General features: G+C 67.7%; 20 protein-coding genes. 14 read left to right on the top strand and 6 right to left on the bottom strand.

Annotated features, from left to right (window positions below; translation table 11 throughout):
* Positions 1-11: 11 nt before the first annotated feature.
* On the bottom strand, positions 12-851 hold the full coding sequence (locus tag ABQE93_RS21320; protein WP_448410311.1) for a DUF3097 domain-containing protein: 840 nt from the start codon (positions 849-851) through the stop codon (positions 12-14).
* Between the two features lie 62 nt (positions 852-913).
* Positions 914-1,390 (bottom strand): winged helix-turn-helix transcriptional regulator, encoded by a 477-nt coding sequence (locus ABQE93_RS21315; RefSeq protein ID WP_448410309.1) that lies wholly within the window; start codon positions 1,388-1,390, stop codon positions 914-916.
* A 95-nt stretch (positions 1,391-1,485) separates the two neighbouring features.
* Between ABQE93_RS21315 and ABQE93_RS21310 the strand changes: the two genes are divergently transcribed.
* The gene (locus ABQE93_RS21310) at positions 1,486-2,667 is read left to right on the top strand and encodes a thiolase family protein (protein WP_448410307.1); all 1,182 of its coding nucleotides are present in this window, start codon (positions 1,486-1,488) and stop codon (positions 2,665-2,667) included.
* Between the two features lie 9 nt (positions 2,668-2,676).
* Here ABQE93_RS21310 and ABQE93_RS21305 read toward each other — a convergent pair whose 3' ends face one another.
* Positions 2,677-3,099, bottom strand: a complete 423-nt coding sequence (locus tag ABQE93_RS21305; protein ID WP_448410305.1) for a nitroreductase/quinone reductase family protein — start codon at positions 3,097-3,099, stop codon at positions 2,677-2,679.
* 55 nt (positions 3,100-3,154) lie between these two features.
* Between ABQE93_RS21305 and ABQE93_RS21300 the strand changes: the two genes are divergently transcribed.
* Positions 3,155-3,946 (top strand): SDR family NAD(P)-dependent oxidoreductase, encoded by a 792-nt coding sequence (locus tag ABQE93_RS21300; protein WP_448410303.1) that lies wholly within the window; start codon positions 3,155-3,157, stop codon positions 3,944-3,946.
* Here ABQE93_RS21300 and aspS read toward each other — a convergent pair.
* On the bottom strand, positions 3,943-5,709 hold the full coding sequence (gene aspS, locus ABQE93_RS21295) for an aspartate--tRNA ligase (protein ID WP_448410301.1): 1,767 nt from the start codon (positions 5,707-5,709) through the stop codon (positions 3,943-3,945). The two genes, ABQE93_RS21300 and aspS, sit on opposite strands and share 4 nt — an antisense overlap.
* 78 nt (positions 5,710-5,787) lie before the next feature.
* Here aspS and ABQE93_RS21290 point away from each other — a divergent pair, with 78 nt between their 5' ends.
* The 8 genes from ABQE93_RS21290 to ABQE93_RS21255 all read left to right on the top strand — a co-directional run bounded on the left by ABQE93_RS21290 (position 5,788) and on the right by ABQE93_RS21255 (position 15,474).
* On the top strand, positions 5,788-6,675 hold the full coding sequence (locus tag ABQE93_RS21290; RefSeq protein ID WP_448410299.1) for an oxidoreductase: 888 nt from the start codon (positions 5,788-5,790) through the stop codon (positions 6,673-6,675).
* A 143-nt stretch (positions 6,676-6,818) separates the two neighbouring features.
* The gene (locus ABQE93_RS21285) at positions 6,819-9,968 is read left to right on the top strand and encodes an ATP-binding protein (RefSeq protein ID WP_448410297.1); all 3,150 of its coding nucleotides are present in this window, start codon (positions 6,819-6,821) and stop codon (positions 9,966-9,968) included.
* 103 nt (positions 9,969-10,071) lie between these two features.
* Positions 10,072-10,575, top strand: coding sequence for an SRPBCC family protein (locus ABQE93_RS21280; RefSeq protein WP_448410295.1), 504 nt, complete (start codon positions 10,072-10,074; stop codon positions 10,573-10,575).
* Between the two features lie 49 nt (positions 10,576-10,624).
* The gene (ypfJ, locus tag ABQE93_RS21275; protein WP_448410293.1) at positions 10,625-11,515 is read left to right on the top strand and encodes a KPN_02809 family neutral zinc metallopeptidase; all 891 of its coding nucleotides are present in this window, start codon (positions 10,625-10,627) and stop codon (positions 11,513-11,515) included.
* Entirely contained in the window at positions 11,508-13,154 is a 1,647-nt protein-coding gene (locus tag ABQE93_RS21270) for a DUF885 domain-containing protein (protein WP_448410291.1), read from the top strand. Before ypfJ ends, ABQE93_RS21270 begins: the two co-directional genes overlap by 8 nt.
* Positions 13,155-13,195: 41 nt before the next feature.
* Positions 13,196-13,867 (top strand): MBL fold metallo-hydrolase, encoded by a 672-nt coding sequence (locus tag ABQE93_RS21265; RefSeq protein ID WP_448410289.1) that lies wholly within the window; start codon positions 13,196-13,198, stop codon positions 13,865-13,867.
* A gap of 16 nt (positions 13,868-13,883) precedes the next feature.
* Positions 13,884-14,630, top strand: a complete 747-nt coding sequence (locus tag ABQE93_RS21260; protein WP_448410287.1) for an SDR family oxidoreductase — start codon at positions 13,884-13,886, stop codon at positions 14,628-14,630.
* A gap of 16 nt (positions 14,631-14,646) precedes the next feature.
* Entirely contained in the window at positions 14,647-15,474 is an 828-nt protein-coding gene (locus ABQE93_RS21255; RefSeq protein ID WP_448410286.1) for a mycofactocin-coupled SDR family oxidoreductase, read from the top strand.
* 89 nt (positions 15,475-15,563) lie between these two features.
* Here the strand turns inward: ABQE93_RS21255 and ABQE93_RS21250 are convergent, their stop codons facing one another.
* On the bottom strand, positions 15,564-16,448 hold the full coding sequence (locus ABQE93_RS21250) for an acyl-CoA thioesterase (RefSeq protein WP_448410285.1): 885 nt from the start codon (positions 16,446-16,448) through the stop codon (positions 15,564-15,566).
* Between the two features lie 83 nt (positions 16,449-16,531).
* On the opposite strand from ABQE93_RS21250, the gene ABQE93_RS21245 reads away from it, so the two are divergent.
* The 4 genes from ABQE93_RS21245 to ABQE93_RS21230 all read left to right on the top strand — a co-directional run bounded on the left by ABQE93_RS21245 (position 16,532) and on the right by ABQE93_RS21230 (position 20,956).
* Complete coding sequence (locus ABQE93_RS21245; RefSeq protein ID WP_448410284.1) at positions 16,532-17,197, top strand: TetR/AcrR family transcriptional regulator; 666 nt, start codon at positions 16,532-16,534, stop codon at positions 17,195-17,197.
* 111 nt (positions 17,198-17,308) lie between these two features.
* Positions 17,309-18,532: an amidohydrolase family protein gene (locus tag ABQE93_RS21240; protein WP_448410282.1), complete on the top strand. Its 1,224-nt coding sequence runs from the start codon at positions 17,309-17,311 to the stop codon at positions 18,530-18,532.
* Positions 18,533-18,557: 25 nt separating this feature from the next.
* Positions 18,558-19,703, top strand: coding sequence for an acyl-CoA dehydrogenase family protein (locus tag ABQE93_RS21235; protein WP_448410280.1), 1,146 nt, complete (start codon positions 18,558-18,560; stop codon positions 19,701-19,703).
* A complete protein-coding gene (locus tag ABQE93_RS21230) occupies positions 19,700-20,956 on the top strand; it encodes an acyl-CoA dehydrogenase family protein (protein WP_448410279.1) in 1,257 nt (418 codons plus the stop codon). Before ABQE93_RS21235 ends, ABQE93_RS21230 begins: the two co-directional genes overlap by 4 nt.
* Before the next feature lie 6 nt (positions 20,957-20,962).
* Here the strand turns inward: ABQE93_RS21230 and ABQE93_RS21225 are convergent, their stop codons facing one another.
* Complete coding sequence (locus ABQE93_RS21225) at positions 20,963-21,979, bottom strand: Rv2578c family radical SAM protein (protein ID WP_448410278.1); 1,017 nt, start codon at positions 21,977-21,979, stop codon at positions 20,963-20,965.
* Positions 21,980-22,035 lie beyond the last annotated feature (56 nt).

Raw genomic sequence — 22,035 nt, 5'->3', positions numbered from 1 at the left:
TTACCACGCCGCTACGACCCCGGCCCGGCCGTCACGAAGTCGATCAGTTCCTCGACGCGCCCGATCAGCGCGGGCTCGAGGTCGTTCCAATCGCGCACCCGGCCCCGGATGCGCTGCCACGCCCTGGCGACGTCGGCCTGCTCGGTGTGCGGCCAGCCCAGCGCCCGGCACACACCCCGCTTCCAGTCGACGCCTTTGGGGATGACCGGCCACGCCGAGATGCCCAGCCGGACCGGTTTGACCGCCTGCCAGATGTCGATGAACGGGTGTCCGACCACCAGCGTGTGGTCTCCGCCGGGCCCGCGGCGGACCGCCTCGGCGATGCGGGCCTCCTTCGACCCGGCGACGAGATGGTCGACGAGCACGCCGAGCCGCCGGTGCGGCGCCGGTTCGAAGTCGGCGACGATGGCGGAGAGGTCGTCGACGCCGCCGAGGTGTTCGACGACGACGCCTTCGATGCGCAGGTCGTCGCCCCAGACCTGTTCGACGAGTTCGGCGTCGTGGCGGCCTTCGACGTAGATGCGGCTGGCGCGCGCGACCTTGGCCCGCGCGCCGGGCACGGCCACCGAACCCGATGCGGTGCGGGTGCTCTTCGGTGCGGTGCGCTTGGGTGCGGTGAGGATGACGGGCCGGCCGTCGATCAGGTAACCCGGCCCGATCGGGAACGGCTTGCGGCGTCCGTGGCGGTCCTCGAGTTCCATTCGGCCGTACTCGATCCGGACCACCGCGCCGACGTATCCGGTCTGGGCGTCTTCGACAACCAGACCCATCTCCACCGGCTGCTCGGTGGAGCGCAGCCTGCGGGGATGCGGGTTGTTGGCCAGGACGTCGGAGCCATAGCGATCAGCCACCGGGCGATCGTAGGGTCACCGGCGCGCTGAGCGCGTGCGACACGGCCGAGGGACGGGCGGCGCTAGGTTCGACGCCTGCTGATGCGCACGGACAGTTCGTCGGGCGGGACGACGTGGCCGACGGCGCACCGGATCTGCACCGTCGCCTCGGCACCGCAGCCCTTGTGCGCCAGGCGCAGCGGGGTGCGGTTGGGCAGGTGTCGTCGTCCCCACTCGAACATCGCCCACACCACCGGCATGAACTCGCGGCCCGCGTCGGTGAGCACGTACTCGTCGCGGCTGCGCTGCCCGGGTTCCTGATAGGGCCGCCGGACCAGCAGACCCGCCTCGACCAGGTCGTTCAACCGTGCGGCGGCCGCGGCTTTGGTGATCCCGACGCGCCGCCAGAAGTCGTCGAACCTGGTGGTGCCGTAGTAGGCCTCGCGCATGACGAGCATCGCCGACTTCGTTCCGAGCACCGCCATCGTCTTTTCGATCGGGCACTCACCCACCGCCGACCACGCGTCGCGGTCGGCCAACCGCCCCTCCAGCACTGTCATGGAAGTCACTCTACCCCTGAGTTGCCGTCGCTATACCCAGAGTGGTACACCTGAGTATAGAAACAAGTACCCAGCGTGGAGTGAGGAGAAAAGCCATGGCGGGACATTCAGGCCGCGACGCGGTCATCGTCGGCGCGGTACGCACACCGGTCGGTAAAGGCAAGGCCAACGGAGCACTGCACGACGTGCTGCCCGTCGACCTCCTCGCCCACAGCCTCAAGGAACTGGTGACGCGCACCGGGATAGACCCGGGCCAGATCGACGACGTCATCGCCGGCGCCGTCACCCAGGCTGGCGATCAGGCGGCCAACATCGCCCGCAACGCCGTGCTGGCCGCGGGATTTCCGGAGACGGTGCCCGGCACCACCATCGACAGGCAGTGCGGCAGCAGCCAGCAGGCGATCCACTTCGCCGCGCAAGGGGTGCTCTCCGGCGCCTACGACATCGTGGTGGCCGCAGGTGTCGAGTCGATGTCGCGGGCACCGATGGGATCCAGCGTGCTACCCGGCAGCGACCCGTTCGGGGCGATGGCGCAGCGCTACCCCGAAGGCCTTGTGCCGCAGGGGATCAGCGCCGAGTTGATCGCCGCCAAGTGGGGCCTGTCCCGTCAGCAGCTCGACGATTTCTCCGCGAGCAGCCACGAGAAAGCCGCCGCCGCAACGAAAGAAGGCCGCTTCGACAACGAGCTGGCGCCGATCGCCGGGCTGGCCAGCGACGAGATCATCCGCCCGGGCACGACGGTCGACACCCTCGCCGGGCTGCAGCCCGCGTTCTACAACCCGGCATACGAGCAGCGGTTCCCGCAGATCGGCTGGCAGATCACCCCGGGCAACTCGTCGCCGCTGTCGGACGGCAGCGCAGCGCTGCTGATCACCAGCAGCGAGACGGCCGCGCGGCTGGGCCTGCGCCCGCTCGCGCGCATCCACTCCATGACCGTCGTGGGCTCCGATCCGCTGTACATGTTGACCGGCGTCATTCCCGCAACCGAAAAGGTGCTGCGGCGTTCAGGGTTGACGCTCGAAGACATCGACCTGTTCGAGGTCAACGAAGCCTTCGCGCCGGTGGTGCTTTCGTGGGCGCACGACGTCGGGGCCGACCTGGCCAAGACCAACGTTCACGGCGGCGCGATCGCCATTGGGCATCCGCTGGGCGCCAGCGGCGCGCGCATCATGACCACCCTCGTCAACGCTCTGGAACAGCGCGGCGCGCGCTACGGCTTGCAGACGATGTGTGAGGGCGGCGGCATGGCCAACGCCACGATCATCGAGCGGCTCTAGCCGGGGATTTCACGCTCTCCGGAGCTCGAACAGCGGGATGACGCGGCTGGTCTTGGCCTGGTACTCGGCGAACACCGGTGCGATCTCGACCACCTTCGGATAGAGCTCGTCGCGCTCGGCGGTCGGCAGCTCGCGGGCGATCACGTCGTACGCCGTGGTGCCCACCTCGACATGGGCCCGCGGCTCGGCCCGCAGGTTGTGCACCCACGCGGGGTGCACATCAAGTCCCGCATACGAGCCGGCGATGAGAATCTTGCCGTCGATGTTGAAGTACGCCAGCGGCGAGATGCGCGGCTGGCCCGATTTGGCACCGGTCGTGGTCAGCAACAGCAGCGTCGCGTTCTCGAACGGACCGCCGACCTTGCCGCCGTTTGCGCGGAACTCGTCGACGATGTTTGCGTTGAATGACTTGATGTCGGAGAGGTCGGTCATGCGGAGTTGAGCGCACGAAGCCGCGCCGCTATTCCCGTTTCCGCATAATTGGGCCATGCGGGTGATTGTCACGGGCGCCAACAGCGGCGTCGGCAAGGCGACGGCGGCGGCGCTGGCCGCGCAGGGACACAGCGTCGTCATCGCGTGCCGCACGATCGCCAAAGGTGAGCAGGCCGCCGCCGAGATGGGCGGCGACGTCGACGTGCGTCACCTCGACCTGGCCGACCTGGCCAGTGTGCGGGTGTTCGTCGAGTCGGTGGAAAGCGTTGACGTGCTGGTGAACAACGCCGGTGTGATGGGAATGCCGTTGACGCGCACCGCCGACGGGTTCGAAGCCCATTTCGGCAGCAACCACCTCGGGCACTTCGCGCTGACGTGTCTGCTCGGCGAGAAGATCACCGACCGGGTGATCTCGGTGGCCAGCGCCACCTACCTGTTCACCCGCCTTCACCTCGACGACCTCAACTGGCATCACCGCAAGTACGCGAAGTGGAGCGCATACGGCGAATCCAAGCTGGCCAACCTGCTGTTCGTCACCGAGCTGGCCGCCCGCGGTGTGCGCGCATACGCCACCGATCCCGGCGCCACCGACACCGACATCACCCGATCACTCGGGATGGGCGACCATCAACGGATACGGCGGCTGTTGCACACCCCGGCCCAGGGTGCGCGGGCCAGCCTGCAGGCGGTGACGACCGACCTGCCCAGCGGCACCTATCTGGCGCCGCGGTTCAACCAGATCGGCCCGCCCAAGGTGACCCGGTTGTGGCCGAAGGCACGCGACCGGGCGATGGCGCGCCGATTGTGGGACGCGTCGGCCGAACTCACCGGATGTGACTGGCGCTAGTCTGTTTTCGGCTTGGCGTCGATGCCGGATTCCTTGCGCTGCTGCGGCGTGATCGGCGCGGGTGCGCCGGTCAACGGGTCGAGGCCGCCGCCGGACTTGGGGAACGCGATCACGTCGCGGATCGAGTCGGTGCCCGCGAGCAACGCGGTGATGCGGTCCCAGCCGAACGCGATCCCACCGTGCGGTGGTGCGCCAAAGGTCAAGGCGTCCAAGAGGAATCCGAACTTCTCCTGCGCTTCGTCCGCGCCGATGCCCATCGCCTTCAACGCGCGCTCCTGAACGTCACGGCGGTGGATACGAATCGACCCGCCGCCGATCTCGTTGCCGTTGCACACCAGGTCGTAGGCCTCGGACAGCACGCCGCCCGGGTCGGTGTCGAGCAGGTCGACGCACTCGGGCTTCGGCGCGGTGAACGCGTGGTGCAGTGCCGTCCATGCGCCGGATCCGACCGCGACGTCACCGTGCGCGGCCGCTTCGTCGGCCGGCTCGAACATCGGGAAGTCGACGACCCAGACGAACGCCCAGGCGGCTGTATCGATCATGTCCAACCGCTTGGCGATTTCGACGCGGGCCGCACCCAGCAGCGCGCGGGAGGACTTGGCCGGCCCCGCCGAGAAGAACACGCAGTCCCCCGGTGACGCGCCGACGGCCCCGGCCAGCCCTTCGCGTTCGGCTTCAGAGAGGTTCTTGGCCACCGGGCCGCCCAGCGTGCCGTCGTCGTTGACCAGCACGTAGGCCAGCCCGCGGTGGCCGCGCTGTTTGGCCCATTCCTGCCAGGCATCAAGTGTGCGCCGCGGCTGCGACGCCCCACCCGGCATCACCACGGCGCCGACGTAGGGCGCCTGGAACACCCGGAACGGGGTGTCCTTGAAATAGTCGGTCAGCTCGACGAGTTCGAGGCCGAACCGCAGGTCGGGCTTGTCGGTGCCGAACCGGCGCATCGCCTCGGCGTAGGTCATCCGGGGCAGCGGCGTGGGCACCTGGTAGCCGATCAGCGCCCACAGCGCGGTGACGATCTCCTCGGAGACCGCGATGACGTCCTCGGTGTCGACGAAGCTCATCTCCATGTCGAGCTGGGTGAACTCGGGCTGGCGGTCGGCGCGGAAGTCCTCGTCGCGGTAGCACCGCGCGATCTGGTAGTAACGCTCCATGCCCGCCACCATCAGCAGCTGCTTGAACAGCTGCGGGCTCTGCGGCAGCGCATAGAACGTGCCCGGCTGCAGCCGCGCGGGCACCAGGAAGTCGCGTGCCCCCTCTGGCGTCGACCGCGTCATCGTCGGCGTCTCGATCTCGACGAAGTCATGGCGCGCGAGCACCTCACGCGCCGCCGCATTCACCTTGGAGCGCAACCGGATTGCGTTGCCTGGGCCCTCCCGCCGCAGATCGAGATAGCGGTACTTGAGGCGGGTCTCCTCGCCGGGCTGCTCATCGAGTTGAAACGGCAGCGGCGCGCTCTCCCCCAGCACCGTCAGCGACGTCGCGTTGACCTCGATCTCGCCGGTGGGGATCTCGGGGTTCGCGTTACCCTCGGGCCGGATCTCGACGACGCCGACCACAGCGATGCAGAACTCCGCGCGCAACCGGTGGGCCACCTCGAGCACCTCGGGTTCACGGAATACCACCTGCGACACCCCGGATGCGTCGCGCAGATCGATGAAGATCACCCCGCCGTGGTCGCGGCGGCGTGCCACCCAGCCGGCCAACGTCACCTTCTGACCGGCGTCGGCGGGCCGCAACGACCCGGCGGCGGAACTGCGCAGCACTGAAACTCCTGAGGAAATCGGCTGATGGGACAACTGCCCAAGTGTAAAGGTGCCGTTTCGGCCGGTAGCTTGGCCTGCGTGCGCACCACCATCGCCGTCGTCGGCCCCGGAGCGATCGGCTCCACCGTGGCGGCGCTGCTGCATGCGGCCGGCCACCAGGTGATGTTGTGCGGGCGGACGCCGCGTGACGCGATCGAGGTGAGGCCGGACAACGGCGAGCCGATCGTGGTGCCCGGGCCCGTACTGACCGACCCGGCGCGCGTCGACGGCCCGGTCGACGTGGTGCTGTTGGCGGTCAAGGACACCCAGAACGCCGGCGCGGGGCCCTGGCTGGCCAAGTTGTGCGACGAACGCACCGTGGTCGCCGCGCTGCAGAACGGCGTCGAACAAGTCGAACGCGTCGGTCGTTACTGTCCCGCATCGACCATTGTTCCTGTGGCCGTGTGGGTTTCGGCTGAACCGGCACCGCAGGGCCACATCCGGTTGCGCACCGCTGCGCGGCTGGTGCTGCCCGAGGTACCCGCCGCGCAGACGATCGTTGACCTGTTCGACGGCAGCGCAGTCGCCGTCGAGATCGATCCGAACTTCCTCAGCGCGGCGTGGCACAAGCTTCTCGTCAACGCGGTCGTGGGGTTCATGGTGCTGACCGGGCGCCGCGCCGGCATGTTCCGCCGCGACGACGTGGCCGCCCTGGCGCGCCGCTATCTCACCGAGTGCCTGGCGGTGGCGCGGGCCGACGGCGCGAAGTTGGGCGACGAGGTGATCAAGCACGTCGTCAACCTGCTCGCCAGGTCGCCGGAGGACATCACCACGTCGATGCTCACCGACCGCCAGGATGGACGGCAGTTGGAGTGGGATATCCGCAACGGCGTGATCCTGCGCAAGGCGGCCGAGTACGGCATCCGCACCCCGATCAGCGACGTGATCGTTCCGCTGCTGGCGGCGGCGAGCGACGGGCCCGGATAGACACCGAAACCGACGCAGTGGTCGATTCGGCGGCCGAAAACCAGCCAAAGCGTCGGTCTCGGCGCGCCTAACTCGCACGGGCGGCCCGCGACGGCGATATCGTTTTCGCACCGATAGAGCGACGGCCTCCTGGAGGCGCGGAAGTGGCACCGGCACACTGCCCCACCTGTGCGACCGAAGCGCGTGCCGGCGCCCGGTTCTGCGACAACTGCGGAACACCGCTGGTCCAACCCCACGTCGCCGAGTACAAGCAAGTGACCGTGCTGTTCGCCGACGTCGTGCGGTCGATGGACATCGCCGCGGCGCTCGGCCCCGAACGGCTCCGGGAAGTGATGACCGAGCTCGTGCGGCGCGCCACCGCCGTGATCCGTCGCTACGACGGCACCGTGAACCAATTCACCGGCGACGGAATCATGGCGCTGTTCGGCGCTCCACGCGCGTTGGAGGATCATGCTCGTCGGGCATGTCTGTCCGCGCTCGACGTCCAGGACGAGGTCCGTGCCCTGGCCGCGGAGACCGCCCGCGGTGACGGGATCTCGTTGCAGCTGCGGATCGGGCTCAACTCCGGGATGGTCGTTGCCGGCGACATCGGTCCGGAGGCTCTTGCGTACACCGCGATCGGCGAGCACGTTGGGATGGCCCAGCGGATGGAATCTGTGGCGCCGCCCGGCGGGGTGATGCTCAGTGAATCCACGGCCCGATTGGTCGAGAACGACGCTCGACTCAGCGATCCGCAGTCCGTGCGCATCAAAGGGTCAGCCGGAACGGTCACAGCACGCCAGCTCCTTGCCGTGCGCAATCATCGCCGCGCGGGGCCGCGCACGACCCCGCTGGTAGGCCGAGATCGGGAGATGAGCGTGATAGCGGCCGCGTTCGACGAGGCGCTCAGCGGCCACGGGCGCGCCATCGGGATCAAAGGGCCGCCCGGGATCGGTAAGAGCCGGCTCACCCAGGAAGCCGTGGCACGAGCTGCGGACCTCGGCGTCGACGTCTTCTCGGCGTACTGCGAATCGCATTCCAGCCAGATTCCGTTCTTCGCCGCCGCCGAACTGCTGCGCTCCTTCTTCGGTGTCGACGGGTTAGACCCGGCCGACGCCGCGCTCAGGATCCGCACCAGGGTGCCCGAGGCGAACCCCGAAGATCTCCACCTCCTGCACGATCTGCTCGGGATCGGTGATCACGGCGCAGTCAGCGGCATCGACCCGGACGCCCGCAGGCGCCGGCTCACCGGTTTGCTCGACGCGGCTCTTCTGGCGCGCACCGAACCCGCCGTCTACGTGATCGACGATGTCCAGTGGATCGACGCCGTAAGCGAGTCGATGCTCACCGATCTGCTCGCCATGGTCCCGAAAACAGCTGCGCTGGTGCTGATCACGTACCGCCCCGAGTATCGCGGCGTGCTGAGCCGAACAGGCGACACCGGTGTGGCCGCTGACGTGCTCCCGCTGAGCGCACTGGACCGCTCGCAGACATCGACCCTGTTGGCCGAGTTGCTGGGGTCGGATCCGTCGGTCGCACAGATCACCGAGCGCGTTGCCGAGCGTGGCGCCGGCAACCCGTTCTTCATCGAGGAGATCGTCCGCGATCTGGCTGAGCGCGGAATTCTTGTCGGTGCGCGCGGCGCGTACGTCTACCGCGGCGACGGCGAAGTGAGCGTTCCGTCGACCGTCCAGGCCACCATCGCCGCCCGCATCGATCGCCTCGGCGCGGCCGCCAAACGAACGCTCAACGCGGCATCGGTGATCGGTTCGTCGTTCGGAGTTCGGCTGCTGCGTGCACTCGATGTCACCGAGGTGGCCGAGTTGATCGATGCCGAACTCGTCGAACCGGTGTCGATGTCGGAGTATGCGTTCCGGCATCCGTTGATTCGCGCGGTCGCCTACGAATCGCAGCTCAGGTCGAGCCGTTCACAGCTGCACCGACAGGTCGCCGCCGCCATCGAACATCAGGATCCGTCGTCAGCGGACAAGAATGCCGCACTGATCGCGACGCACCTCGAGGCAGCGGGCGACCTGCATGGGGCCTTCGATTGGCACATGCGCGCCGGGACATGGTCGGTGCACCGCAATATCGCCGCCGCGCGGATGAGCTGGGATCGGGCGCGTGCCGTGGCAGAAATGCTGCCCGAAGACGATCCCCGTCGGTTGGCGATGCAGATCGCTGCGCGAACGTGGTTGTGCGCCACCATTTGGCGGGTCGGTGGGAACCTCGAGGACGTCGAGTTCGACGTGCTACGCGATCTCACGACCGCCGCGGGTGACAAACGGTCGTTGGCGATGGGGATGATCGGGCAAGTCCAGATGCTCAACTTCCACGGGAAGTTCGCGGAAGCATCGCAACTCGCCGCCGAGTACGTGACCCTGCTCGAGTCGACAGGCGATGCGGAATTGACCATCGCGCTTCTCATGACTCCGGTCCTCGCGAAGTGGAACGCCGGCGAAATCTCTGCGGCTATGCGCCTGGCGCAACGCGTAATCGATCTTTGCGACGGCGATCCCACCGTGGGCAATCTGGTCATCGGTTCACCCCTTGCCATGGCGCTGGCACTGCGCGGATCGGCACGGTGCTGCCTGGGCATCCCGGGATGGCGCGATGATTTCGATGGTGCGATCGCGATGGCGCGTAGGGTCGACCCTTTCACCTTCTGTGGAGTCGTTCAGTTCAAGTACATCGCCGTGTTGAACTGGGCGCTGCAGGCTGACGACGTAGCGCTTCAGGACACTGCAGAGGCCGTGGAGATCGCTCGCCAGGGCGCTGACGACTTCACCCTCGCCAACGCGGAGTTCGCCCATGGTCTGGTGCTCGTGCGCCACCAAAACGCGGACCACAAACGCGGTTTCGGGTTGCTCGAAAGGGCCGCCGAGAAAGCGCGCCAGCACCGTTACACCATCATCGCGGCGTGGTGCGCCGACCTGGATAGGGCCGCGGAGATGATCAGAAGCGGAGACTGTGAGACGGCAGTCAAGCTGGCCCGCGGTGTCCTGGAGAACGAACTGCGAAGCGGAGAGTCGATCAATCAGGGCTGGACCACAACCGTGCTTGTCGAAGCGCTGCTCGCCCGTGGCGCCGAGGGTGATATCGACCTTGCCCGGGCGGCCGTCGAACAGCTGGCGAGCTTGCCTGCCGAACCCGGCTTCCTCTATCGCGAGTTGCCGCTGATGCGACTCAGCGCTCTGCTGGCGAAGGCACGCGGCGACGACGCGACCTATGCCGATCTGCGCGACCGCTACCGCGCGCGGGCTGAGGAGACCGGCATGGAGGGTCACATCGCGATAGCCCGCGCGATGGACTAGACACCGAAACCGCCGCAATGGTCGATCGGCAGTCGAAAACCAGCCAACGCGTCGGTCTCGACCGAATTCGAACACTCCGGCTAGACACCGTCCCCTAGGGTGTATGGCCATGCACGCATGCGAGCGCGTCGGCCTGGACTTCATCGACGACGCCCCGTTTCGGTTCGTCAGCACCGTCGACCTGGCGATCACACCCGAGCAGTTGTTCGAGGTGCTCGCCGACGCCGAATCCTGGCCGCAGTGGGCCACGGTGATCACCAAGGTGACGTGGACCAGTCCGAAGCCTCGTGACGTCGGCACCACCCGCACCGTGCACATGCGCGGCGGGATCGTCGGCGACGAGGAGTTCCTCGCCTGGCAGCCGCACAGCCACATGGCCTTTCGGTTCAACGAAGCCTCGACGAAAAGTATCGCGGCGTTCGCCGAGGACTACCGGGTGGTGAAGACCCCGGGCGGCTGCCATCTGACCTGGGTGATGGCGATGAAGCCCCACGGTGTCGCGGCCCGCATCGGCATGTCGCTGGGAGGTCCGGTGATGGGCTGGATGTTCCAGAAGTTCCTCTACAACCTGCGCGACTACTCGAACAAGCGGTACCCGGTGGGCTGAAACGGCGCGATTATTTCGCGCCTTACCGCAGTGTGCAAAGCTGGTCGACATGACCTTCAACGAGGGCATGCGCATCGACACCAGCACCACATCGAGCAGCGGCGGCGGGCGCGGGCCCGGCCGGGGTATCGCGATCGGCGGAGGTGTCGGCGGCCTCCTGGTCCTCGTGGTGGCCCTGTTCCTCGGGGTCGACCCCGGCACCGTCATGCCCGAGCAGCAGATGGGCAACGCCGACGTCGCAGCCCCGGGATTCGATCTGAGCCAGTGCCAGACCGGCGCGGACGCCAACGAGATGGTCGAATGCCGCGTCGTGGCCACCGGCAACTCGGTCGACGCCGTGTGGCAGCGCCTGATGCCTGGCTATGAGCGGCCCCGTGTCGAGCTGTTTACCGGATCCGTGCAGACCGCATGCGGCGCGGCCACGAGCGACGTCGGGCCGTTCTACTGCCCGGGCGATCAGACCGCCTACTTCGACGTCGACTTCTTCGACGTGCTGAAGACCGAGTTCGGTTCCAGCGGCGGCCCGTTGGCGCAGGAATATGTGGTCGCCCACGAGTTCGGCCACCACGTGCAGAACCGGACAGGCACGCTGGCCCGTGCGCACGGCGCCGGCGCCCAGGGCCCCACCGGCGGCGGCGTGCGCACCGAACTGCAGGCCGACTGCTACGCCGGCGTGTGGGCGCACCACGCGGCCATCACCAAACAGGAGAGCACCGGCGTGCCGTTCCTGGAGCCGTTGAGCGACAAGGACATCAACGACGCACTATCGGCCGCGGCGTCGGTGGGCGACGACCGCATCCAGAAGAAGGCCACGGGACAGGTCAACCCCGAGGCGTGGACGCACGGTTCGGCCGCGCAACGGCAGAAGTGGTTCACCGAGGGCTACCGCACCGGCGACCCGAACAGCTGCGACACGTTCGCCACGAGCGATCTTGGCTAGGACACCGTCGGCGGTCGATGCCGTCGCCGAACGCTACCTGGAGCGCTTTGCCGAGTTAGACCCCTGCGCCGCAACGGATATCGGTATCACGGGCCATGACGACGCCATCACCGACTACTCCCCCGACGGTGTTGCCGCGCGCGCCGAGGCGGCCCGAAACGCGTTGCGCGAACTCGACGCAGCACAGCCCGCCGACGACGTCGACCAGGTCACGATCGCCGCGATGCGCGAGCGGCTCGGGGGGCTGATCGAACTGAACGACGCCGGCCTCGACGTCGGCCCGTTGAATGTGATCGCCTCGCCACTGCAGTCGATGCGCGACGTCTTCGACTTGATGCCCACCGAAACCGAGGACGACTGGGCGCTGATCGCCGTGCGGCTGTCCCGGCTGCCGGAGCGGGTCGGCGGCTATATGGATGCGTTGCGTGCGGCCGTGACGGCCGGGCGCGCCCCCGCAGTGCGCCAGGTCGTGCGCGGCATCGAGCAGGCCACCGGCATCCAACAGTTCTTCGTCGACATGGTCGCCGACGCCGTACCCGATAACGCGGCGCTGCAGGAGGATCTGCGCCAGCACGCGGCCAACGCGGCCTATGCCTACCGGGAGCTGGCCAGGATCTTGGGCGACGAGGTCGCGCCTTACGCGCGCGCCGACGACGCCGTCGGCGTGGACGACTACCGGCTGTGGTCGCGCTCGTTTCTGGGCGCGACGGTCGATTTCGAGGAGACCTACCAGTGGGGTCTTGAGCAGCTGAAAAGCATTGTCGCCGAACAGCAAACCATCGCCCGCCAACTCTATCCCGACGCCACTGTGGCCGATGCGCTGCTGCGTCTCGATCAGGAGGAGCGCTACCTCGTGCACGGGGTCGACGAACTGCAGGCCTGGATGCAAAAACTCTCCGATCAGGCCGTGGAAGCGTTGGCCGGCAGCCATTTCGACATCGCCGCCCCACTGCGGCGGTTGGAGTGCCGGATCGCGCCCACCTACACCGGTGGCATCTACTACACCGGCCCGTCGGAGGACCTGACGCGGCCGGGACGGATGTGGTGGTCGGTACCGCACGGTGTCGACACGTTTCATACCTGGCGCGAAACGACGACCGTGTACCACGAGGGCGTGCCCGGCCATCACCTGCAGATCGGGCGCGCCGTGGTGTTGTCCGACCGGCTGAACCGGTGGCGTCGACTGGGCTGCTGGCTGTCGGGTCACGGTGAGGGCTGGGCGCTGTACGCCGAGCGGCTGATGGCGGAGTTGGGCTGGCTCGACGATGCCGGCAAACGGTTGGGAATGCTTGATGCTCAGCGCTTCCGGGCCGCCCGGGTCTGCATCGACATCGGGGTGCACTGTGGAATGACCGCGCCCGATGGCGGCGTGTGGGATGCCGAGCGGGCGTGGGAGTTCCTGCGTACCCACAGCGCGATGAACGACGAACACCTGCAGTTCGAACTGGACCGCTACCTGGGCTGGCCGGGTCAGGCCCCGTCGTATGCGATCGGGCAGCGGATCTGGCAGCAGCTGCGCGATGAAGCCCTCAGCTGCGGGATTTCGCTCAAGGAGTTCCACAGCCGCGCGCTGGATCTGGGTGGCCTACCGCTCGACGTGCTCAGGTCGGCGCTGATGAGCGATTTCGCGACGAGCTGATCCGCTGCGCGCGGCGCCTGCGGGGCCTTAGCGTCATGGCCATGGACACCGTGACCGTCACGCCGAATCTCACCATGCTGCGCGTGCACGGCTGGCAGGTCTACGTCTGGAACGACGGGGACTCCGTGACGCTGATCGACACCGGCGCACCCGGATCCGGAGCGGAGATCGCGGCCGCGGTCCCCCGCGTCGACAGAATCGTGCTGACGCACGGGCACGTCGACCACATCGGATCCGCCGCCGAGCTGCGCAGCACAACCGGTGCCGCTGTATTCGCCGGCGCAGGCGATGCGCAGGCGATCCGCACCGGTACCGCCCTGCCGCCGCCGGTGTTCGAAGACTGGGAAGTGCCTATCCACCAACGCGTTTCGGCCGGTCTGCCCGACGCGGCACCACCGGTCACCGTCGACCACGAACTCGTCGGCGGTGAGCGGCTCGACTTCGGCGGCGGCGCCGAGATCCTGTCCGTGCCGGGTCACACCGAGGGCAGCATCGCCATCCACCTGCCGCAGCACGGGGCGCTCTTCACCGGTGACACCGTCGCGCACGTCGGCTCCGTCATGCTCGGCACCTTCAACCAGGACCGCGCCCGAACCGTCGCCTCGTTGCGCCGACTGGCCGCCCTCGATGTTGAAATCGCATGCTTCGGTCACGGCGAGCCGATAGCGTCGTCTGCCGGCTCGCGAATTCGCGAAGCCGCAGCGGCCCTGTAGCCCAGGAGGTCAGATCATGCGTATCGCGGTCGCCGGCGCGACGGGCAACATCGGGGCGCGCGCGGTCACGTTCCTGGAAAACGACGGCCACGACGTGGTGCGGATCAGCAGATCGCTGGGCGTGGACCTGATGACCGGCGCCGGACTGGATGCCGCGCTGGAGGGCGTCGACGCCGTCCTCGACGCCATCAGCGCACCGCCCACCGACCGCGAGCAGACGCAGGCGTACTTCGGCACCACCACCGCGAACCTGTTGTCCGCCGAACTCCGCGCCGGGGTGCGCCACCACGTCCTGTTGTCGATCGTGGGGATCCACAGCATCGAGGGCAACCCCCACTATTCGGGTAAGCGCGAGCAGGAGCGGCTGGTTTCCGAAGGGCCAGTGCCGTGGACCATCGTGCCCGCCACGCAGTTTCACGATTTCGCCGCCATGGTCGCCGGGTGGACCGAGCAGGACGGCGTTGCCACCATCGCTCCGCTGCTGGTGCAGCCGATCGCCCCGGATGACATCGCCCGCGTGCTGGCCGAGGTGGTGGCCGGCGAGCCCCAGGGCCGTTATACCGATGTGGCCGGCCCGGAGCCGCAGGACCTGGTCGACATGGCCCGGCGCACCCTCGACGCCAGGGGGCATCGGGTCAAGCTGGTGCCGACGTGGTCGGGAATCTTCGGTGTTTCGATGGCCGGAAACGTGTTGTTGCCCGGGGAGAATGCCCGCATCGAAGCGACGACGTTCGACGACTGGCTCGCCGCCGGCGCCGACTGACAGGAGATCCCCACCGATGACGAACCCCGACACCCCGTTGGCCGGCAAGGTCGCCTACGTGACGGGCGCGGCGCGCGGACAGGGCCGCGCGCACTGTGTCCGACTGGCCCGCGCCGGCGCGGACATCGTCGCGATCGACGCGTGCGGGCCGGTCGCCGAGCACAACGGCTACCCGCCCGCGCTGCCCGAGGACCTCGCCGAAACGGTGAGCCTCGTCGAAGGCGAGGGCCGCAAGATCGTCGCCGACCGGGTCGACGTCCGCGACGCCGCCGGACAGCAGCGGGTGGTGTCCGACGCGGTGGAACAGTTCGGCCGCCTCGACATCGTCGTCGCCAATGCCGGCGTGATGAATTGGGGCCGGCTGTGGGAGATCTCAGCCAAGCAGTGGCAGGACGTGCTCGACGTCAACCTGACCGGCGTGTGGAACACGATCAAGGCCGTCGTGCCGCCGATGATCGAGGCGGGCAACGGCGGATCGATCATCACGATCAGTTCAGCCGCGGGGATCAAAGCCGTTCCGGGTTGCGGCCACTACTGCGCCAGCAAGTTCGGCGTCGTCGCGTTGACCAACTCGCTGGCGGTCGAACTCGGCGAGTACGGCATCCGGGTCAACTCGGTGCACCCCTACGGAACCGATACCCCGATGGGGAACGACACCTCGATGTGGCAGATCTTCGCCGACCACCAGGGCTACATCCACAGTTTCTCGCCCGGGGCGCTGCCGACCGACTCGCTGGCCGACCCGGACCTGATCTCTGACATCGTGGTCTGGTTGGCCAGCGACGCGTCATCGTTGGTGACCGCGGCCCAGATTCCCGCCGACAAGGGCTATCTGAAGATCTGAGCCCTCACCTTCCTCCCGCGAGCAGACGCAAAGGGCCCCGTCTCGCCGCAGATATGGGCCCTTCGCGTCTGCTCGCGCTGAAAAGGTGCCTAGAGGCGCGACTGTTCCTTGATCGCGGTGTCGGTGGTGCGCAGCGGCCGGATCAACGCGTCCTGGGCGAACGAGGCGATCAACTCACCTGCTTCGGTGTGCACCGTCCCGCGCACATAGGACATGCCGGCGCCAACCTGTGTGCTCTCATGGGTGTAGAGCAGCCAGCCGTCCCAGGAGAACGGCTCGTGGAAGCTCACCGACACCGTCATCGGCGCGGTGGAGACGGTCAGGTGCGCCTGCGCGGTGCCAATACCCGCATGCGCCCGCATCGTCGTCGAAATACCAAGGTGGCCAGTGAAATAGGCGATCAACGCCTTGGCCAGATCATCGCGCGTCGGGATCGGCTCGTAGTGCAGCCAGGCGTACAGTTCCGGCAGCCCCACGTCGTCGGGGCTGTTGACGTCGACCACATCGACCAACCGGACCTGCCGCCCGGTCATCGGCATCTCCGAGACGTTGGCGTCGGCAGGCCCCGCCACATCGGGGCGGGGCAGGTGGTGCCGGATGACGTCGGCGGTGGGCACGTCGGCCAGCACCGTCACCGTGATACACCGCTTGCCGTTCTGCTTGGCGGCTACGACAGCCGTTGCGGTGGAACGTCCTTCGGCGACGACGTCGATCTCGAGCTCCACGGGCCCGGCCCCGACCATCACCGCCCGGGAGAACACCCCATACACCGAGCGCACCGACTTGTCCGGAAACCTTTTGGCCGCAGCGACAATCGCCTGCGCGAGCACCTGGGTGCCCTCGACCACCTGACGGGCATCCTCACCCGCCGGGCCCGTCTGGGCGATGAAACGGTCTTGTCCGTCGGGCTCCACGTCGAACAGCTCGAGCAGTCCTTCAACGGTCCATGGCGTCTGCGCTGAATCTGTCGTCATGGGACCGAACAGTAACCGAGCATCGGCAAAAGCGGTAACGTCATTACCAGCCAGTCATCGCGAGCCCCGGAAGGTGGTCCAGCATGGCGAAGAGCACCGGCCGCTCGGCCGGCGCCGCCCGGTCGGCGTCCACTACCGGTGCTGCCGTCGTCGACCAGGAGTCGCGCGCCAAGCGCTTCATGAAGTCCGCGCTGGCGATTCTCGGCGAGACCGGACGTACCGACTTCACGGTGCTCGAGGTGGTCGAGCGCTCCAAAACCTCGCTGCGCTCCTTCTACCAGCACTTCTCCACAAAGGATGAGTTGCTGCTGGCCTTGATCGACAAGATCATGTCGGAGTCCACCCGCAGGTGGCGCGACGAAACCGAGGGCCTACCGAGCCGTAGGGCACTGCGCGTGCTCATCGACCGCATCTGCACCCCGGCCGAATCCACCACCCAGGACAAGGTCAACCGCGGTCTGACGTACTACAACGACCACCTCGCCGAAACCCTGCCGCGCGAGTACGCCCGCGTGCTGTCCCCGCTGCACGAACTAATCAAAGACATCATCGAGCGCGGCATCACCGAAGGGGTGTTTCGGTCCGGCTTCGACGTCGACGCCACGGCCGCGCTGATCATGCAGTCCGCGCTGGGCGCGATGCGGCTTCAGGTGTTGGGCGCCGAACTCAACGGCGTGCCTGTCGGGGCCGACCACATCTACCAATTCTGCGTCGGCGGCCTGCAAGCGGCACCCGACGACCGCACCTGACCTGCGCGGTACCGGCCCCGACGCTGGCGGGTCGGGGGTGATGTTTACGCTGGTCCAGACGTGGTAATGTCATTACCAGCATTGCAGAACCAGACTCTCCAGGAGGCGGAAATGGCCCGCAAGCTCCCCTATCCGGTGTTCGACGCCGACAACCACTTCTACGAGCCCAAAGAGGCGCTGACGCAGTTCCTGCCGGATCACCGCAAGAACGTCATCGACTACATCGAGGTCCGCGGCCGCACCAAGATCATGGTGCGCAACCAGGTCAGCGACTACATCCCCAACCCGACCTTCGAGGTCGTCGCGCGGCCCGGCGCGCAGGAGGAGTACTTCAAGCACGGCAGCGGCGGCAAGAGCTTCCGCGAGGTGATGGGCAAGCCGATGAAGGCGATCCCGGCGTTCCGCGAACCCGCCGCGCGCCTTGAGGTGATGGACGGGCTGGGCCTGGACTACTCGCTGATGTTCCCGACCCTGGCGAGCCTGGTCGAGGAACGGATGAAGGACGACCCCGAACTCATCCTCGACGTCATCCACGCGCTCAACGTGTGGATGTATGAGACCTGGCAGTTCAACTACGAGGACCGCATCTTCTCGACCCCGGTGATCAACCTCGGCATCGTCGACCGCGCGCTCGAGGAACTCGAGTGGTGCCTCGAGCGTGGCGCCAAGACCGTGCTCGTGCGTCCCGCACCGGTGCCCGGCCTGCGCGGCACCCGCTCGTTCGGGTTGCCCGAATTCGACCCGTTCTGGGACGCCTGCGTCAAGGCCGGCATCCCGGTCTCGATGCACGCATCGGATTCCGGATACGCCGAATACCTCAACGACTGGGAGCCCGCCGACGAGTTCCTGCCGTTCAAACCGACGGCGTTCCGGATGGTGTCGATGGGCAAGCGGCCCATCGAGGACTCGATGGCCGCGCTGGTATGCCACGGCGCGCTGACCCGCAACCCCGAGCTGCGGATCCTGTCGATCGAGAACGGCGCGGACTGGGTGCCCTACCTGTTCAAGCAGTTCGAGAGCACCTACAAGAAGATGCCGCAGGAGTTCCCGGAGGATCCGATCGAGGCGTTCAAGCGCGGGGTCTACGTCGCGCCGTTCTGGGAGGACGACTTCGCGCAGATGGCCGACCTGCTCGGCATCGACCGGGTGATCTTCGGTTCGGACTGGCCGCATCCCGAGGGCCTGGCCGAACCTACCCACCTGATCGACGACCTGCAGGCGCTCGACAAAGAGGGGCAGCGAAAGATCATGGGCGGCAACATGATCGATCTGTTCAAGGTTCCCAACGAGATCGTCCACAACCCGGACGTGCCGCCTCTCGTCATCCCCGCCTGACCCTCGAAGAGGTAGCACCGACCCCATGACCGACGCCGCAAACCCCGAGGTGCTGCTGTTCGCCTCGACCACGCAGTCGTTCCTCGAAAAAGAAGCGTCGCTGAGCGGACTGCGCGAACTGCACGACGCCGGCACCTCGTTCGACACCGGCTGGTGGCGTCGGGCCGCCGAACTCGGCTGGACCAGCCTGCTCGTTCCCGAGGACCTCGGCGGCGGCAGCGTGTCCGGAGACGGGGTGAAGGACCTGGCGCTGGTCGCCGAACTCGTCGGCAAGGTCGTCGCGCCCGGTCCCCTGCATCCGGTCAGCACGGTGCTGGCTGCGCTGGCCGAGGCGCCCGAAAACCACGGCGACACAATCGAATCACTGGTATCCGGTGAAACGGTCGCGTCGTGGGCGGTCTATGAGCCCGGGAAACCGTGGTCACCGATGACGCCCTCGGTCACCGCCACCGCAACCGGCAGCGGCTTCCGTATCGACGGGGTCAAGGACCGCGTCGAAGCCGGCGCCGACAGCACCGTCCTGCTGGTGGTCGCCGAGTGCGACGGCGCCGTGCGCCAATTCCTGGTGCCCACCGACGCGGCGGGCGTGCGCGTGGAACGGCAACGCTCGATCGACATGGTGAAGAACTACGCCCGTGTGCATTTCGACGGCGTGGAGGTCGACGGCTCGGCGGTGGTCGGGTCGGCCGAGCAGACTCCGGCGATCATCGCGCGGCAGCACCAGATCGCCGTGGTGCTCCAGTGCGCCGAGATCGTCGGCATCTTGGACACGGTGCTGGACTTCACCGTTCAGTGGGGCTTCGACCGGCATTCGTTCGGCCGCCCGATCGGCTCGTATCAGGCGCTCAAGCACAAGTACGCCGACCTGAAGATCTGGTTCGAGGCGTGCCGCGCGACCACCAACGCCGCGGTGGCCGAGGTGGCGGCACGTTCGCCGGGCGCGGAGATGGCGGTCAGCGTCGCGAAATCCTATTGCGCAGAACACGCACCCGGGATGTTGCAGGACTGCATTCAGTTACACGGCGGCATCGGCGTGACTTGGGAGCACGACCTGCACCTGTACCTGCGTCGCGCCACGCTGTACCGCTCGATGTTCGGCACCCCCGAAGAACACAACCTGCGCGTTTACGCACTGACCAAAGAGGGCCGGGAATTGGAGCACGCCGGATGACCGAGACTGCTGCGGCGCCAACACAAACCACGGAGTCGGTCGAGGAGTTCGCCGCCCGCGCCCGAGCGTGGCTGGCCGAGAACATGCCCGCAATCGACCCCAACAACCCACCCGAGCACGACCGCGGTGAAGAGGAACCCTGGCTGCGCGCCCGTGAACTTCAGAAGAAGCTGTGGGAGGGCGGGTTCGCCGGGATCTGTTTTCCCAAGGAGTACGGCGGCCTCGGCCTTCCGATCGCCTACCAGAAGGCGTTCGACGCGGCCTCGCGCAACTACGAGCTTCCGGTCATCCTCAACACGCCGACCTTCACGATCTGCGCGGCGACGATTCTGGACACCGGCAGCGAAGAGCAGAAGCGCCAGCACATTTCGGCGGCGCTGCGTGGCGACGAGGTCCTCGTCCAGTTGCTGTCGGAGCCCAGCGGCGGATCCGATCTCGCCGGCGTCATCACCCGCGCCGACCGCCAGGGCGACAAGTGGGTGATCAACGGCGCCAAGACGTGGAGCACGAGCGCGTTCGCCGCGGACTACGGGTTGATGCTGGCGCGCACCGACTGGGATGTGCCCAAGCACGAGGGCCTGACGATGTTCCTGGTGCCCATCGACAGCCCGGGCATCACGCTGCGCCGGATCAAGCAGGTCAACGGTTCGGTCGAGTTCTGCGAGGAGTTCTTCGACAACCTCGAACTCGGCGATGACGCCGTGGTCGGCGAGGTCAACGGCGGCTGGCAGGTGGCGTCGCGGCAGCTTTACCACGAGCGGCGCGCCGTCGGTGGCGGCTCGGAGTTCGCCTCCGGTATCGGCGCCGAGGGCAAGTCCGATGTGCCCACCGACTATGTGGCGTTATTGGAGGCGGCCGGCCAGGCCGACAGCGAGCTCGCCCAAGAGATGGCCGGCCGCGCGTTGGTACACCGCGCCGTACGGGAACAGCTCATCGAGCACGTGTACCACGGTGTGCTCGACGGTTCGCTGCCCCCGGCGGCCGGTTCGATCATCCGCATCGCGCACGCCGACATCCACCATCTGGAGTTCGACACCGCGCTGGCGATCACGGCCGGCGGCGGCGTCGTCGACACCGGCGACGATCTGATCCGCCACGGCGAGCGCTACCTGTCGCGCCAGGCGGCGGCGCTCGGCGGCGGCACCACCGAGATCGCACGCAACATCATCGGTGAGCGGGTGCTGGGCTTCCCCCGCGAGCACGCCGCCGACCGCGGGGTGCCGTTCAAAGAGGTCAAGCGCAACAAGGGCTGACGCGGCTCAGAACAGCGTCGGTTGCAGCGGCTGGGCCGGCTCGACGGCCGGCGTCGCCGTCATGCGAAACGAGCGGCGGTGCGGCGCCAGGCCGTGCTTGGCGATCAGCGGGGTCACCCGCTCGTGCAGCAGCTTGCGGTAGTCCTGCGGCAGATACGCTCCGCGCCGGTACAGGTCTCGGTAGGGCGCCACGAGTTCCGGATGCGCCCGCGCCAGCCACCCCATGAACCAGCCCCGCGTCGAGCCCCGCAGATGCAGCCCGAACGCCGTCACCCCGGTGGCCCCGGCGGCGGCGATCTGGCCCAGCAGCGTGTCGAGGTGCTCGGCCGAATCGGTCAGATACGGCAGCACCGGAGCCACCATGACGTGGCAGTCCAGGCCGGCCTCACGCACCGCGGAGATCAGCCCGAGGCGCGCCTGCGGCGTCGGCGTGCCGGGCTCGACGTCCCTGTGCACCTCCGGGTCGGCCACCGCGAGCGACACCGCGACGCTGACATCGACCCGACGGGCGGCCGCGGTGATCTGCGGCAGGTCCCGGCGCAGCAGCGTACCCTTGGTCAGGATCGAAAACGGGGTGCCCGAATCAGCCAGGGCGGCAATGATTCCGGGCATCAACGTGTAGCGGCCTTCGGCGCGCTGATACGGGTCGGTGTTGGTGCCCAGCGCGACGGTCTCATGCGACCACGACGGGCGCGACAGTTCGCGGCGCAGCACCTCCGCCACGTTGGTCTTGACGACGACCTGGCTGTCGAAGTCCGCGCCGCAGTTCAGGTCGAGGTACTCGTGGGTGGGCCGGGCGAAGCAGTACCGGCAGGCATGCGAGCAGCCGCGGTAGCCGTTGACGGTATAGCGGAACGGCAGTTGCGAAACCTTCGGCACCTTGTTGAGCGCCGATTTGCACAACACCTCGTGAAACGTGATGCCGTCGAACTGCGGGGTGCGCACGCTGCGCACGAAGCCGATGCGCTGCAGGCCCGGCAGCGCGCCGTCATCGACGCTGACGCCCTGACCGTCCCACCGCATACCCTTATTCGAACTGACGTTCGAGACGATGTCAAGGTGGTGGCGGGCGCGTCGGT

The organism is Mycolicibacterium sp. XJ662, from assembly GCF_053484035.1.
This window is presented reverse-complemented; position numbering and strand designations above follow the sequence as displayed.